General features: G+C 70.4%; 14 protein-coding genes. 8 read left to right on the top strand and 6 right to left on the bottom strand.

The genetic code is table 11. From position 1 onward, the window contains the following. Positions 1-12 precede the first annotated feature (12 nt). Positions 13-810 (bottom strand): SAM-dependent methyltransferase, encoded by a 798-nt coding sequence (locus tag OG470_RS30970; RefSeq protein WP_328418016.1) that lies wholly within the window; start codon positions 808-810, stop codon positions 13-15. 323 nt (positions 811-1,133) lie between these two features. Between OG470_RS30970 and OG470_RS30965 the strand changes: the two genes are divergently transcribed. Continuing rightward, a complete protein-coding gene (locus OG470_RS30965) occupies positions 1,134-2,042 on the top strand; it encodes a hypothetical protein (RefSeq protein WP_328418014.1) in 909 nt (302 codons plus the stop codon). A gap of 56 nt (positions 2,043-2,098) precedes the next feature. On the opposite strand, the gene OG470_RS30960 is transcribed toward OG470_RS30965, so the two are convergent. Together OG470_RS30960 and OG470_RS30955 are read right to left on the bottom strand one after the other, a co-directional pair. After that, complete coding sequence (locus tag OG470_RS30960) at positions 2,099-2,557, bottom strand: PPC domain-containing DNA-binding protein (RefSeq protein WP_328418012.1); 459 nt, start codon at positions 2,555-2,557, stop codon at positions 2,099-2,101. A 110-nt stretch (positions 2,558-2,667) separates the two neighbouring features. Beyond that, complete coding sequence (locus tag OG470_RS30955; RefSeq protein ID WP_328418010.1) at positions 2,668-3,630, bottom strand: helix-turn-helix domain-containing GNAT family N-acetyltransferase; 963 nt, start codon at positions 3,628-3,630, stop codon at positions 2,668-2,670. Between the two features lie 308 nt (positions 3,631-3,938). On the opposite strand from OG470_RS30955, the gene OG470_RS30950 reads away from it, so the two are divergent. The 3 genes from OG470_RS30950 to OG470_RS30940 all read left to right on the top strand — a co-directional run bounded on the left by OG470_RS30950 (position 3,939) and on the right by OG470_RS30940 (position 6,236). Continuing rightward, positions 3,939-4,982: a fatty acid desaturase family protein gene (locus tag OG470_RS30950; RefSeq protein ID WP_328418008.1), complete on the top strand. Its 1,044-nt coding sequence runs from the start codon at positions 3,939-3,941 to the stop codon at positions 4,980-4,982. A gap of 63 nt (positions 4,983-5,045) precedes the next feature. Next, positions 5,046-5,597, top strand: coding sequence for a YciI family protein (locus OG470_RS30945; RefSeq protein WP_328418006.1), 552 nt, complete (start codon positions 5,046-5,048; stop codon positions 5,595-5,597). Positions 5,598-5,645: 48 nt separating this feature from the next. Continuing rightward, positions 5,646-6,236 (top strand): TetR/AcrR family transcriptional regulator, encoded by a 591-nt coding sequence (locus OG470_RS30940; protein ID WP_442931004.1) that lies wholly within the window; start codon positions 5,646-5,648, stop codon positions 6,234-6,236. Here OG470_RS30940 and OG470_RS30935 read toward each other — a convergent pair. The 3 genes from OG470_RS30935 to OG470_RS30925 all read right to left on the bottom strand — a co-directional run bounded on the left by OG470_RS30935 (position 6,233) and on the right by OG470_RS30925 (position 9,226). Continuing rightward, positions 6,233-6,733 carry a GNAT family N-acetyltransferase gene (locus OG470_RS30935; protein WP_328418002.1) on the bottom strand — a complete coding sequence of 167 codons (501 nt, stop codon included), beginning with the start codon at positions 6,731-6,733 and terminating at the stop codon, positions 6,233-6,235. The genes OG470_RS30940 and OG470_RS30935 overlap by 4 nt on opposite strands. A gap of 63 nt (positions 6,734-6,796) precedes the next feature. After that, positions 6,797-7,660 (bottom strand): diacylglycerol/lipid kinase family protein, encoded by an 864-nt coding sequence (locus OG470_RS30930; RefSeq protein ID WP_328418000.1) that lies wholly within the window; start codon positions 7,658-7,660, stop codon positions 6,797-6,799. Further along, positions 7,661-9,226 carry an FAD-binding oxidoreductase gene (locus OG470_RS30925; protein ID WP_328417999.1) on the bottom strand — a complete coding sequence of 522 codons (1,566 nt, stop codon included), beginning with the start codon at positions 9,224-9,226 and terminating at the stop codon, positions 7,661-7,663. 45 nt (positions 9,227-9,271) lie between these two features. On the opposite strand from OG470_RS30925, the gene OG470_RS30920 reads away from it, so the two are divergent. From OG470_RS30920 to OG470_RS30905, 4 genes are all read left to right on the top strand, one after another. Next, positions 9,272-10,798: a glycerol-3-phosphate dehydrogenase/oxidase gene (locus tag OG470_RS30920; protein WP_328417998.1), complete on the top strand. Its 1,527-nt coding sequence runs from the start codon at positions 9,272-9,274 to the stop codon at positions 10,796-10,798. Between the two features lie 372 nt (positions 10,799-11,170). Then, positions 11,171-12,283, top strand: a complete 1,113-nt coding sequence (locus OG470_RS30915; protein ID WP_328417997.1) for an RNA-guided endonuclease InsQ/TnpB family protein — start codon at positions 11,171-11,173, stop codon at positions 12,281-12,283. A gap of 252 nt (positions 12,284-12,535) precedes the next feature. Beyond that, a complete protein-coding gene (locus OG470_RS30910) occupies positions 12,536-13,507 on the top strand; it encodes a pyridoxal-phosphate dependent enzyme (protein WP_328417995.1) in 972 nt (323 codons plus the stop codon). 72 nt (positions 13,508-13,579) lie between these two features. Further along, positions 13,580-14,515: a hypothetical protein gene (locus OG470_RS30905; RefSeq protein WP_328417993.1), complete on the top strand. Its 936-nt coding sequence runs from the start codon at positions 13,580-13,582 to the stop codon at positions 14,513-14,515. Positions 14,516-14,564: the final 49 nt, after the last annotated feature.

Raw genomic sequence — 14,564 nt, 5'->3', positions numbered from 1 at the left:
GAAGGCGAACGGTCAGGGCTTGCGGGCCACTGCGCCGTACGCGTCGATTGCCTGTGCGTCGGGCTCGTCCGGCCGCCACAGCGGGATCGGCACCAGGCCGGGCCTTACCATTGTCAGCCCTTCGAAGCAGCTCGCCAGCTCCTGGGGGCTGCGCAGGATGTACGGGACACCCCCGCTCTCGGCCAGCCGCGCAGCGCCGGAGACCACCGCCGGGCTGGTGTCGGTGCCGTCCCACAGCACCAGGTGGCTGCCGGAGGCGGTGGCGTTCATCGTCTGCTGGACGATCGATCGCACGACGTTGATGTCGGGCTCGTAGCCCATCACGCCCATGTACATCACGGCGATGGGCTGGCTGAAGTCCAGCGTCGCCGCCGCCTCGGTGAGAATCTTCTCGGGGTCGTGGTAGTCGGCGGGCACGTAGTTGGTGACGCCCTCGGAGGTCGTGTTGGCCAGCAGTGCCCGGGCGTGCACGAGCACCATCGGGTCGTTGTCCACGTAGACGATCCGCGACTCGGGCGCGACCTCCTGGGCGACCGCGTGGGTGTTCTGCATGGTGGGCAGGCCGGTGCCGATGTCCAGGAACTGGCGGATGCCGGCCTCGGCGGCCAGGAATCGTACGGCTCGCACCAGGAACCGGCGGGACTGCTGCGCCATGAGGACGATCTCCGGGTAGACCTCGGCCACACCGTCACCGGCCGCCCGGTCGGACTGGAAGTTGTCCTTGCCGCCCATCCAGTAGTTCCAGATCCGTGCCGCGTGCGGCACGTCGGGCTGAAGCTTCGCGGCGAGTTCGGATTCCAGGCTAGCCATGCGAGGCTCCCCTCGAGAAATGTCATCCTGTGTGGATCGCTGGCATCGTACCCACGTCCACTGTCGACGTACTGCCCGGCTGGGTCGGTCGGTCGTCGGCACGCCGGTGTCTCGGCCGCCCGACCCGGCATCACCGCCGGGGACATCGCCGCCTTCGGCAGGATGACCCTCAGCGCCGACAGCGACGTAGCCCGAGCGAAGGCGATCAAGGTCATGCTCGGCGGTCTGACCAGCCCACCACCGGCTGACGCACTCTCTCGGCCAGATCGAGGCGCTGGTCAGGCTCGCGTTGCCCCCGGTCAGCCCGTGACATGATTGGACCCATGGCAAAGCAGCAGGACGTCGGCGGGCCCGACCGTCACAACGGGTCAGGTTCCACCGCCTACCGGGAGATCGGTGGTGGCGCCGACGCGCGGCTCGCCCTCGCACAGGACCCCGCAACGCCACAGATGACCCTTTTCGACCTGGCGTCCGACCCGTCGCCCGTGGTCCGTAAGGCGGTCGCGGTCCGGATTGACGCACCCGCGCAGGCACTGCGCCCGCTGACCCGGGACCCCGATCGTGACGTCCGGGAGGCCGTGGCGAGAAACCCCTCGACCTCGATCGCCAATCTCCTGCGACTGGTCAAGGACGCCGACCGGTGGGTCCGCTGGGCGGTCGCCGGCAACCCGGCTTGCGACGAGTCCGTTCGCCGTGTGATGTCAGAGGCACCCGACAAGGAGCTTCGTGGTCTCCTCGCGGAGACGCGGGAGCTGGAGCCTGATCTGGCCGCCAAGCTGATCGACGACGTCTCACCCGAGGTACGGGAACGACTCGCCACCCACAGCCACGATCCGGATGTGATCACCGCTCTGCTGGCCGATCGCACCGTACGCGTACGCAAGGGGGTCGCCCGCAACCCGCGGACCACGGCCGAGCAGCGCCGCGCGCTCGCCCAGGACCCCGTGGTCGACGTCCGTGCCGCGCTGGTCCGCGCGGTCGAGCTGGACGAGGCGGATCTGGAACTCCTGGTTGACGACCGTTCGGTGCAGGTCCGCCTGGCGATGGCGAAGTCCGAGGTCATCCCGGCGCACATCCGGCACGCACTTGAGCGTGATCCCGACGACACGGTGGCCAGTGCGGCACGGGAATTCCGCCCAGGATCGGGCAACTCTTCGGTGGTACGGGCTCCACGCGTCGGTCACCGGCCCTCCGGGACCGCCCTGGGTCGACCGGGCGGCGCCGCGCGCTGAGGCCGGAGGCATGACGCCCCACCGCTGCAACTGCCGCCGCACCGGGCAGTGCGATTTCATGCAGCGGATGGTGGCCCGTAGGTGGTTGCCGGGAGCAGGGCGAGGCCGGTCTCTGGATCAACCTGTTTGGTGAGGCTGGCGCCGACCTCGGTGAGGATGACCTCCAGCGTCGGCCAGACCTCACCCCGCATGAGGTGCCCGCCGACGGTCGTGCCGTCCCGGCGGCCGAGGACGGTGTGCACGTGCAGGGCGATCTTGCCCCGGTCATCCGCGATGTCGCCCAGCAGAGACAGGACCTCGACCTGTTCGTCCACGGGGATGCGGACGTAGTCACGCCTCTCGCGGTCGAAGTAGCCCACCTCGGCCGAGTGGAACCCGCCGACAGCGGTGACCCGCGCGCCGCGGATATCGCTCTGGGTTGCCGCCTGGTGGATGGCGGCCACCGCGTCCTCGCCCTTGTCCACAGCGACCACCACGACCCGCCGGCCACCGTCGGCCAGCTCGGTCTTTCTCATGATCGTTCCTCCCGGTCCGATAGCGGGCGGCACCGGGTGACGCATACGGCGTCGGACGGCGCCCGCGTCCCGGTGTCGCGTCACCTGCGATACCCGTTGCCGGCGCACGTTCACGGATCGCGGCGTGATTCCCGCCTCGAGTTCGTCCGCTGAGGTGGTTGTTCTCCCGGCAGCCCTGGCCCATCAAGCTTCTTTTCGAACCAGTGGTGCGCGAAGTGCTCGTTGTTGTACGGCTCGATCTCCTGGTACCCGGCGGCGTGGTACATCGCGATCGCTTCGGTGAGATTTCGATTCGTGTCCAGCCGGGTGGTGGTCCAGCCCCGCTCGCCGGCGTACCGCTCCAGGTCGCGCAGTATCCGCCGGCCGATGCCGAGCCCGCGCACGGTGTCTGCCACCCAGACCCGTTTGATCTCGGCGGGTGCGTCGGGGTGGAGTTTGACCGCGCCGCAGCCGACGGGCTCGGAGTTGAGGGTGGCGAGTAGGAACACGCCGGCGGGCGGGATGAGCTCCTCGTCGTGGACGGGGTTGCTGAGTGCCGGATCGAACCCGCCGTCGAACCGCCGGTTGATGTCCCGGGCGTAGGCGCGCACGCATGCCCGGGCGCGGGGGTCGCCTGGCGGGCAGGGCTCGATGACCACCATCGACGCGATGAGCAGCCGCTCGACCTGGGCCATCGCCGCGACGAGCCGTTCGCGGTGTGGCTCGGTGAGCGGTGCGAGGATAGCCGAGGCGAACTCGTCGGAGCGCTCGTCGAGCTTGGCCCACTCCGCCTGCCCGGCTCCGGTGAGCGCGGCGACCCGTACCCGTGCGTCGCCGCCGGGCTGGTCGGCCGGTCCGACGGTGACGAGCCCGTCGTTTTCCAGGGCACGCAGCAGCCGGCTGAGGTAACCCGAGTCCAGCCCGAGTCGGGCCCGTAGCGCGGCCACCTCGGCGCCGTCGGGGCTGATCTCCCACAGCAGCCGGGCCTGCGCGAGGGGGCGTCCGGAGGCCATGTATTCGTCGTCCAGTGCCCCCACTCGCTGGGTGACCGTCCGGTTGAAACGCCGCACCGCGGCGACGAACTCCGATCTCATATAGCTGACTTTAGTCAGGCATGTAGGGTCGGCGCTAGACAAATGCTCAGCCCGAAGCGGAGATCGATCTTCGCCGTCGACGCCCGGCCCGCGGTCCCGCGTAATCCGCGTAATCCCTTCCGGCGCAAGCCGTTCAACGGCCTGCTCAACGACCCACGGAGGCGTAATCTGATCCAGCGGGAGCCGGCCGCCAGGCGGCCAAACCCAGCACGCAGCAGAAGAGTCAACAGCTCATGGCCCGCCTGACCGGCTGGTCGAGCCGACGCCGCTGAGAGATCCGGCGGACAGCGACCAGCGGGAGCTGCAAAGTGAGCGACATCAGTCTCGGCGTCGACCGCCAGCGGGGCAGCGACTACGCAGACCTTTCCCGGCAGGTCCGCGCAGCGGGTCTGCTCGATCGGCGGCCAGGCTACTACGCGCTGCGGATCGGCCTCGTCGTCGGCTCCTTCGCCGGCTTGTGGGTCCTGTTCGCTCGACTGGGCGAATCGTGGTGGCAGCTCGCAGTGGCAGTAGCACTCGCGGTGGTCATCGCGCAGGCCGGGTTCATCGGCCACGATGCCGGACACCGGCAGATAGCCCGCTCGCGCCGGGCGAACGACCTGATCGGCATCGTGCACGGCAACCTCCTGACCGGGATCAGCTACGGCTGGTGGGTGGACAAGCACAACCGGCACCACGCCCACCCGAACACCGAAGGCAAGGACCCGGACATCTCCGTGGCGCCGTTGTCGTTCACCACCGACCAGGCCCGGCGACGGCGTGGCCTGGCCGCACTGATCGTCCGTCACCAGGCGTTTCTCTTCTTCCCGCTGCTCCTGCTGGAGGGCCTACACCTGCACGCCATCAGCCTCCGCGCCGTCTTCAGCCCACGTCGCCTCGCGCGTCGACCCGCCGAAGCCGGGCTGCTGGCCCTGCACCTGGGCGGCTACCTCGCCGCCGTGTTCCTGGTCCTGAGCCCCGCGCAGGCGGTCGTGTTCATCGTCGTCAACCAGGGCCTGCTGGGCCTCTACCTCGGCTGCTCCTTCGCCCCCAACCACAAGGGCATGCCGATCCTCGGCGCCGACGACAACCTCGACTACCTGCGGCGGCAGGTACTCACCTCCCGCAACGTCCGCGGCGGGCGGCTCCTCGACGCCGCTCTGGGTGGCTTGAACTACCAGATCGAACATCACCTGTTCCCGAGCATGCCGTGCCCCAACCTGGCCCGCGCCCGGCCATTGATCCAACGGTTCTGCGCCGAGCACGACATCAGCTACCACGAAACCAGTCTGGGCCGCTCCTGGGCGGAGGGGCTGCGCCATCTGCAGGACATCGGCAGCCCCGAACCTCGTACCGATGCCGCAGTGCGCTGAGCCGCCACAGCGTCATCGCGGCCCGACACGCATCGCTGTCGGGCACTGGTCAAGACTTGGGGCATGGAGTTCTTCTGTTACCACCGCGACCGGCACGACTCCCTGGCACTGCGCGACGAACTGCTAGCGGAGCACTGGTCGTACATGGATCGGTACGCGGAAGAGATGATCGCGCGCGGCCCGACCTTCGCCGACGACGGTGACACGCCCACCGGCAGCGTGCACATCGTTGACCTCCCCGATGCCGCCGCCGCCCGCGCGTTCGCCTTCGACGAGCCCAACTACCAGGCGGGCGTGTACCGGGATGTGCTGCTGCGCCGGTGGCGCAACACGCTGGGCCGCACCATGTGGGACTTCTCCGGAGGCCGGACGGGTGGCAGCCGGTACCTGGTGCTCGGGCTCGGAGCGGGGCAGGCCGCCGATCTCGCCGTGTCGCCCGACCGGGACGAGCTGATCGCGTACGGGCCGCTGCTGTCTGACGACGACACCACCTGGCTGGGTACGGCGGCGCTGGTCCGGGCGTCGGACCCGGATAGGGCGCGTGCCGTCCTGACCCCGGGCCGGTACGCCGAGATCGAGGTGCACAACTGGGCGTTCGGCGGGCGGCCGTCATGACGCACGGATGCTCTGGACACATCGCCCCTGTGATAGACAATCCGCGTGGTGGATGTGAGCCAGTCCGGCGAGCGCAGCGTCGACGACACGGTTCTCGACGCTGCCCGTGACTGCGTGCTGGCCTACGGCGTACGTCGCACGACGATGACGGATGTGGCGCGGCGCGCCAGCGTGTCGCGGATGACCGTCTACCGGCGTTGGCCGGACGTGCAGTCCCTGATCGGGGACCTGATGAGCCGGGAGTGGCATCAGGTGCTGATGGCCGCCGCGGCCGCCGAGACAGACGGCTCGGGCCGGTCCCGCCTGGTGTCGCGGGTGGTGGCGGTGGCGCGGGAGCTACGGGAACACCCGCTGCTGTGCAAGATCCGTGACGTCGATCCGGAGGTGCTGCTCCCGTACCTTCTCGACCGGCGGGGCAACGGCCAGGACGAGATGCTGCGGTTCCTCACGGCGGCGCTGGTCGCCGGGCACGAGGACGGCTCCGTCCGGCCCGGCCGGCCCGAGGTCATGGCACGCGCGGTCTTCCTGACCACGCAGTCCTTCGTGCTGTCCGTGCGCACGGTCGCGGACGACGTGCCGGTTGCCGAGTTCGACCGGGAGTTGGCGCTGTTGGTCGACGGCTACCTGGAGCCGGGCTAGGGGTTGTCTCGCGGGTCCTGAGGTCCGATCGGCGCACTGGTGTGACTGGCCAGCATAAGCAGGACGTGCTCGTCTTCTCCGTGACGCACGGTGTCGATCTGCTGGAAGCCGAGCTTCTCCAGCAGGCGGACCGAGCCGGTGTTCGTGCCGACCGGGTCCGCGTAGAGCGGCCGGGTCTTCTCCCGGCCCAGGAACAGCCGCAACGCCTTGGTCCCCACACCCCGACCCCAGTACTGGCGGTCGAGCCAGTAGCCGATGAACCGCTGGTCCTGGATCCACCAGGCCACGATGCTGCCGGCCGTGGCACCGTCGACGGTCACCGTCTGCACGAAGACGCCGGGATCGCCGCGGACCTTCGTCGCCCAGTGCTTCACGAAGGTCTCCCGGTCGCGTGGGGTGAACCTCGACCGACGGACCGACTCGGGATCGTTTTCCTGTTGGTGGAACGCCTCCAGATCGGCTTCTTCGACATCCCTCAACTGCACCTGGTCACTCATGCCACCCATTCTGGTGCTCACCACCGACATGATCCGGATGCCGAAGCCGCGACCGGACGGGACCTAGCCGGCGATGACGTGCAGTGCCTGCGGGCGGACCTCGACGGTTACCTCGTCGGCGCGACCGACGGGATCACCGTCGCCGTACACGGTCAACGGACGGTCGGCGCGCACGGTGACCGACGTACCCCGGTAGGAGAAGACGTGCCCGCGCCGTACGTGCCGGCCGGTGCGCATCTGCCGCAGCGCGATCGGGAACAGCACCTTCGGGGCGTGGCCGATCACCACGACGTCCAGGGTCCCGTCGTCGGGCTGCGCCGCCGGGGCGACGTGCAGGCCACCGCCGTAGTACCCGCAGTTGGCGATCACCACCGTGTAGGCGTGCCGGTGCTCGGTCCGGCCGTCGACGCTGATCGTGTACCGGGTGCGCGGCCAGCGCAGCAGTGCCCGCAGCCCGGCGGTGGGATACACCAGCGCTGCGGGCAGACGTGACCGGTTGGCCAGTTCGTTGGCCGCCGCGTCGACGCCGACATAGACGCTGCCGACGATGATCTGCCCCGCGACCTGGAGGACGTCGAGGTGCCGTGGTCGTCCGTGCAGCAGCAGGTCCGCGACCGCCTCGGGGGAGTGCGGCAACCCGAGCTGGCGGGCGAAGTCGTTACCGCGACCGGCGGGGATGACGCCGAGCAGACCGCCGGTGTCGGCGACCGCTCCGGCGAGCAGGCCGATGGTGCCGTCGCCCCCGGCGGCGACGACGACCTCGCCGCCGTGCAGCGCCGCCGTGGCGCGCTGGCGGGCCTGCTCGGCCGTCTGCGTGTATTCGACCCGGATCCGGGCGCCGGCGCCGCGGAGCAGATGGGCCACCGGCATCAGGCGGGACAGTCCTCGGCGCGCGGTGGGCCCGAGGATCACTGCGAAGGACCGCACCTACGGCACCAGGATGCCGGGATTGAGGATGCCGGCCGGGTCCAGTTGCTGCTTGACCGCCCGGAGCAGGTCGACGGCGACGTCGCCGATCTCGGCGGCGTACCAGGCCCGGTGGTCCGCGCCGACACCGTGGTGGTGGCTGATCGTGGCACCCGCGGCCGCGATCGCGTCGCTGGCCGCAGCCTTCGCCTTCCGCCACCGGTCGACCGGATCCGGTCCGGGGGAGCAGATCACCGTGAAGTACAGAGACGCGCCGGTCTCGTAGACGTGGGACACGTGTGCCAGCACCAGCGCCCCGTCCGGCAAGGCCGCGAGGATCGCCTGCCGGACCCGGTCGTGTACCTCCGGCAGCGCCGACCAGTACGCCGCGGTCTCCAGAGTCTCCGCGAACGCCCCCGCGTCGAGCAGCGCGTCCCGCAGGTACGGGGCGTCGAAGCGGTGCCGCGCCCACTGTTGGCCCGCCTCCTCGCCCAGTGGAACGCCGCCGTGCGCCGCCAGCACGGCGGCGGTCGCTTCGACGGTGGAACGGACATCCGCGCCCTCGTACCCGGCGATCAGCTGGCAGCCGCCGTCGGAGCGGCCGGCGCCGGTCGCCCCGATCATCGTCTCGACCTCGTCGGACAGCCGCAGCACCGTGGGCCGTGGCCCGTCCTGTGCCAGCCGCCGCACGGCATGCAGGCCCTCGGCGAACGATTCGAACCGCCAGCCCTCGTAGTGCGACTCGGCTGGGAGGGGGCGGATCCGGACGGTCACGTCGGTGATGACGCCGAGCGTCCCCTCGCTGCCCAGGAACAGTTGCCGCAGATCCGGACCGGCGGCCGAGGCGGGGGCGCGCCCGACCCGTACGGTGCCCCGGGGCGTGGCGACCGTCAGCGCCATGACCATGTCGTCGAAGCGGCCGTAGCCAGCCGACGCCTGGCCGGATGACCGGGTGGCGGCGAACCCACCGATCGTGGCGTACTCGTAGGACTGCGGGACGTGGCCGAGGGTGAACCCGCGCTCGGCGAGCAGCTCGGCGGCCCGAGGGGCGCGTAGCCCTGCCTGCAGCGTGGCGGTCCGCGACGTCGGGTCGACGGCGACGACGTCGCTCAGCCGACTCAGGTCGACGGCGACGTGCCGTTCCGCGGACGGCGTCAGCCCGCCCACGACCGAGGTGCCACCACCGAAGGGGACCACGGTTACCCCGAACCGCGAGCAGATGTCGAGGATGGACACCACCTCGGCGTGGTCGGCCGGGCGCAGCACGGCCTGCGGGGCCATCCGTACCAGGCCCTGTCGATGGCGGAGCAGGTCCGGCGTCGACATGCCCGACGCGTGACGTGCCCGGGCGTCACGGGTGGTGACCACGTGCCCGACGCCCAGCGCCTGCCGCAACGCGCCCAGGACCGCGCCGTCCAGCTCGCAGTCCGGCACCGCCACCTCGGCCAGCGGTACGACCGGCGGCGGGGGTGCCAGCTCGAGGACCTGCGCCAACAGCGTCGAAGCGGATTCCGGCAGCACCTGCGCGTTCTTCGTGGTGCCCCAGCGGGCCCATCCGACGGGCGATGCTTCCCCTTCCATATTCATGTGTGACAGAGTGACATTCAATGTCACTACATCGCAAGGAGGCGTGTGAACACCTCGCTGACCGTCTCCCGCCGGGAACGTGACCTCACCGAACTGGTCGCCGGCACGCCCGTCGACGTCCTGGTCGTCGGGCTGGGCGTCACCGGCGCCGGAGTGGCGCTCGACGCCGCGAGCCGTGGACTGTCCGTGGTCGCCGTCGACGCCCATGACCTGGCCAACGGCACGTCCCGCTGGAGCTCCAAGCTGGTCCACGGTGGCCTGCGATATCTCGCACACGGCCAGGTGGGCATCGCCTACGAGAGTGCCGCCGAGCGCCACCTGCTGCTGACCCGCACTGCGCCGCACCTGACGCGCCCCTTGCCGATGCTGCTACCGGCGACGGCGTACACCAGCCGTTGGCAGGCGCGCGCTGCGGCGGTCGGCCTTCGCGCCGGAGACGTGCTGCGTACCTGCGCCGGAACCTCCCGACGGACCCTTCCGGGAACGCGCAGGCTCGGCTCGGCCGAGGCGGGCGCGATCGCGCCCGCGCTGCGGCCGGCGGGCCTGCGCGGAGCACACCTGTCCTGGGACGGGCAACTCTGCGACGACGCGCGACTTGTCGTCGGTCTGGCGCGCGCGGCCGCAGCGCGGTCCGCCCGCATCCTGCCCCGCTGCCGGGCGATCAGCCTGCACCGCGAAGGCGCCACCATCGAGGACACCCGCACCGGGACGCGGATGCACGTCGCCGCCCGCGCGGTCATCAACGCCACAGGCGTGTGGGCCAGCAGCCTGACCCCACACGTACGTCTGCGTCCATCGCGAGGAACCCACATCGTCCTGTCCGCCGCCCGCCTGGGCGGACTCTGGGCCGGCCTGACCATCCCGGTCCCCGGTGAGTTCACCCGCTACGTCTTCGCGCTGCCCCAGACCGACGGCCTGGTGTACGCCGGACTGACCGACGAGCCGGTGACCGGCCCCGTCCCCGACGTGCCGCAACCCACCGACGCCGACATCGCGTTCCTGCTCGACGTCCTCAACAGCGTCCTCGACCAGCCCCTCCAACCCGCCGACGTCCTCGGTGCGTACGCCGGGCTACGGCCGCTGCTCGCCAACGCCGACACCCGAACCGCCGACCTCTCCCGCCGACACGCTGTCATCGACGACCCCGACGGGATCATCAGCGTGATCGGCGGCAAGCTCACCACCTACCGCCGGATGGCCGAGGACGCCGTCGACACCGCCGTCCGTCAGCGCCGCCTCCGTGCCGGCCCCTGCCGCACCCGCGACCTCCCCCTACCCGGCGCCGCGAGCAGAGCGCAACTGGCCCGAGTCCCCGCACCACGCCGGCTCGTCCACCGGTACGGCACCGAGGCGGTCGACGTCCTGGCCGAGGCGCCCGCCGAACTCCGCCAGCCGATCAGCCCCGACATCCCGGTCACCGGCGCAGAGCTCCTCTGGGCCACCCGGCACGAACTCGCCCTCACCGTCGACGACCTGCTCGACCGACGCACCCGGATCGGTCTCGTCCCAGCACACCGTGAGGCCGCGCTGCCCACCGCGCGAGACGTCCTCGCGCTGGCCGCCGAGGGGTGACCGAACCCGGCTGGTCGTTCCCGCGATCTGCTCAGGGGGTGGGCCGACTGTCGATAGCGTTGTGGTCAGGCACTGAGGAGTTCCGCGCGGCCGCGACGTTGGACTACCAGCAGGACGAGGCGGACCGAGGCAGCCGGAAGATTGCGTGCCCCGTGCTGTTTCTCTTGAGCCACCGGGGTCGGGTCGCGAAGCTCTACGACGACCCGCTCGGGATCTGGAGGCAGTGGTCCGATGATGTTCGCGGCGGGCCGGTTCCGGTCGGGCACTTCATCGGTGTCGCGGCGTGGATACCCCTGCCTTCAGGCGGGGGAGGAAACGCCGCTCCCTCCCCTCAGGGATAGACTTACATGAACTACTGGTAGGAAGTGAGGCATGGGTGAGGTGGTGAAGCGGGCATACAAGTACCGCTTCTATCCGACCCCGGCGCAGGCTGAGCAGTTGAACCGCACCTTCGGATGCGTCCGCAAGGTTTACAACCTCGCCCTGGAAGCGCGGACCCGTGCGTGGGCGGTTGACCGGCAACGCAGCACCTATGTGCAGTCGTCGGCGTGGCTGACCGAGTGGAAGCGCACCGAGGAGTTGGCGTTCCTTAACGAGGTCAGTTCCGTGCCGTTGCAGCAAGCCCTGCGGCATCTGCAAGCCGGGTTCGCCGGGTTTTGGGGTAAGCGGTCGCGGTATCCGCGTTTCAAGTCCAAGCGCAGGTCTCGGGCGTCGGCGGAGTACACCCGCTCGGCGTTCCGCTGGCGCGAGGGGCAGCTCACCCTGGCCAAGATGGACGCCCCGCTGACCATCGTGTGGTCCCGGCCTCTGCCCGACGGCGCCGAGCCGTCCACGGTCACGGTGTCCCGCGACGCGGCCGGTCGGTGGTTCGTGTCCCTGCTGGTCGAGGATCCCACCGTCACACCTTTTCCTCCGCTGGGCACGGCGGTGGGGGTGGACGCGGGCATCACCAGTCTGCTCACCCTGTCCACCGGGGAGAAAATCAGCAACCCTCGGCACGAGCGCGCTGACCGGCGCAAGTTGGCCAAGGCGCAACGGAACCTGTCCCGCAAGGGCAAGGACTCCGCCAACCGGGCCAAAGCCCGCGTGGCGGTGGCCCGCATCCATGCCCGCATCGCCGACCGGCGGCGGGATCACCTGCACAAGCTGTCGACTCGACTCGTCCGTGAGAATCAAACGGTCGTGATCGAGGATCTCAGTGTGCGCACCATGCTGCGCAACCACTCGCTGGCCCGCGCCATTTCCGACGCGGCGTGGACGCAACTGCGCAGCATGATCGAGTACAAGGCCGCCTGGTACGGGCGGCAGGTTATCGCCGTCGACCGCTGGTATCCGAGCACGAAGACCTGCTCGGCGTGCGGGCGGATCAACACCGCGATGACTCTCGGCGTTCGCGCCTGGACGTGTCCCGGCTGTGATGCCGTGCATGACCGGGACGTCAACGCCGCGAAGAACATTCTCGCCGCCGGGCTGGCGGAGAGGTAAAACGCCTGTGGAGGGCCGGTGAGACCCGACCCGCGCGAGCGGTGAAGGCGCGGCCCGGTGAAACAGGAACCCCCTTGGGTGACCGAGGGAATCCCCGCCCTTCAGGGCGGTGGAGGATGTCAATCCGGAGGAGGCTCCCGAGAGACCACACGGCAGCTGCTGGATTTCCTGAAGTAGCGCCTGATGGCCGCGCCTGATGGCTGCCGCATCCTTCGGCGGCTGTCGACCGGATGGTCCTGCCAAGATGGCAGCATGTCCGAACCCATCGTTCCGCTCACGCTCGGCACGTGGCCCACACCGGTGGAGCCGATGCCCCGACTGGCCGCCGCTCTCGGGCTCGGTCGCGGTGACCTTCTGATCAAGAGGGACGACCTCACCGGCCTCGGCGGCGGCGGCAACAAGATCCGGAAGCTGGAATGGACGGCCGCCGAAGCACTCGCGAATGACGCCGACACGCTCGTCACCACCGGCGGACCACAGAGCAACCATGCTCGGCTCACCGCCGCGACCGCCGCGCGCCTCGGCCTACGCGCCGTGCTGGTGTTCCCGGGTGAACCCGGGGTGGCGCGATCCGGCAACCTCGTTCTCGATGCGTTCCTCGGTGCCGAAATCGTCTTCACCGGGGTGACGGGTCAGCAGGCACTCGCAGACGCCGCCACGCGGGTGTGCGACCGGCTGCGTGCCGAAGGGGCGCGTCCGGCCCTCATCCCGTTCGGCGGGTCCAGCGAGTTGGCGACCCGCGGCTACGCACGGTGCGGCGAGGAGTTGATGTCCCAGGTGCCCGACCTGCGTACCGCCGTGGTGGCCCTCGGCTCGGGCGCCACGATGGCCGGGCTCGTTGCGAGCCTCGGCCCGGACCGCACGCTCGGCGTCGATGTCGGGGCGGTCGACGACTCCCGACAGCGCGTGGCGGCCTTCGTCGCCGCACTCTCGCCGGATGTTCGCGCCGACGACCTGCGCATCGACCGTGACCACATCGGGAGCGGCTACCCGAGCCTCACCGACACGGTCGAGGAGGCGCTGACCCTCGTCGCCCGGCTGGAGGGGATCATCCTCGATCCCACGTACACCGGGCGCGCGATGGCGGCACTCATCGCGGCAACTCGGCGCGGCGAGATCGAACCGGGCAACACGACCGTCTTCATCCACACCGGCGGGGTTCCCGGGCTGTTCGGCCACGCCGACGTTCCGGCGTTCGCCGAGAGCGTCCAAAAGGTCACCTGACCGGGAGGGAACGCCACGGGGCCTCCCATCGCCGGGGCCGGTCCCTGACGGCGGGGGCGGCACCGTGGTTGGATGTGCGCCGTGTGGCTGTCTCCCGGATCGGTGTGTTGGTCGGTGGTCGCCGGCGCCGCAGTGGTGCATGTCCTTGGCGTGCTGTCGGACGCGTCGGTCCTCGCGGGGCAGGCGACCGGCGTGGCGCTGACCGCTCTCGCGGCGATCGTGCTGCTCGGCGCCGGGCGCGGCCGCCTCGCCGTCGCTGGTGGTATCGGCCTGCTCGCCGTCGACGCCGTGACGTCGGCGGCGGACTCGGGCGGGCCACGGTACCTGTCACCGTTCTACGCGCCGCTGAGCGCGCCGCGCCCGTATTCGGTCGGCGACGATCTCGCGTGGCTGGGTGAGGCGATGTCGGCGCAGGTCACGCAGCATTGGTCGGCACTGCTGGGCATACCGCTGATCTGCGTGGGAACGGTGGTGACGCTGGCCGACCGGCCGCGGACCGACGCACGATGGCTACGGTGGATCGCCTGGACCGCCGTCGCGGGGGTGGCCGTCATGCTGGTCGCCGACCTGGGCGGAGGGAGACTGGCCCGGCTGTTGGTCACGCTCGGCGTCCAGTTACCAACCATGGTGGTGGTCGCCGCCGGGCTTGCGGTGCTCGTGGTGGCCGCCGGTCGGCAGTGGCGGTTCGGCGTCCCGGCCATGCTGGGCGCGTTGCTGCTGACCGCTGCCGTACTCGCCGCTGACCTGGCGGCCGCGGGGCCGGTCCGGCCGGTCAACCGGCAGGAGCTGGGCTTGTTCAGCCACCAGGCGGTGTTCCTCCAGGCGGGCTTCCGCTCCGATGTGGAGGGCATGACGGCGCTCGACGACCTCTTCTCGCCAGGCCTGGTCACGGAACCGCTGCTGGCGCTCGTGCCGGTCCTCGCGATCGTGCTGCTGGTGCTTGCGGCACCGGCCCGGGATGGTGGGCCTGGGGTCCCTACCGCAGGCGGGACTCGATGGCATCGATGATGCGTGGTCGCAGGTCGGCGGCGCGTCAGTGCCTTGGGGAACACCACGA

Source organism: Micromonospora sp. NBC_00389, assembly GCF_036059255.1.
Classification (GTDB): domain Bacteria; phylum Actinomycetota; class Actinomycetes; order Mycobacteriales; family Micromonosporaceae; genus Micromonospora.
This window is presented reverse-complemented; position numbering and strand designations above follow the sequence as displayed.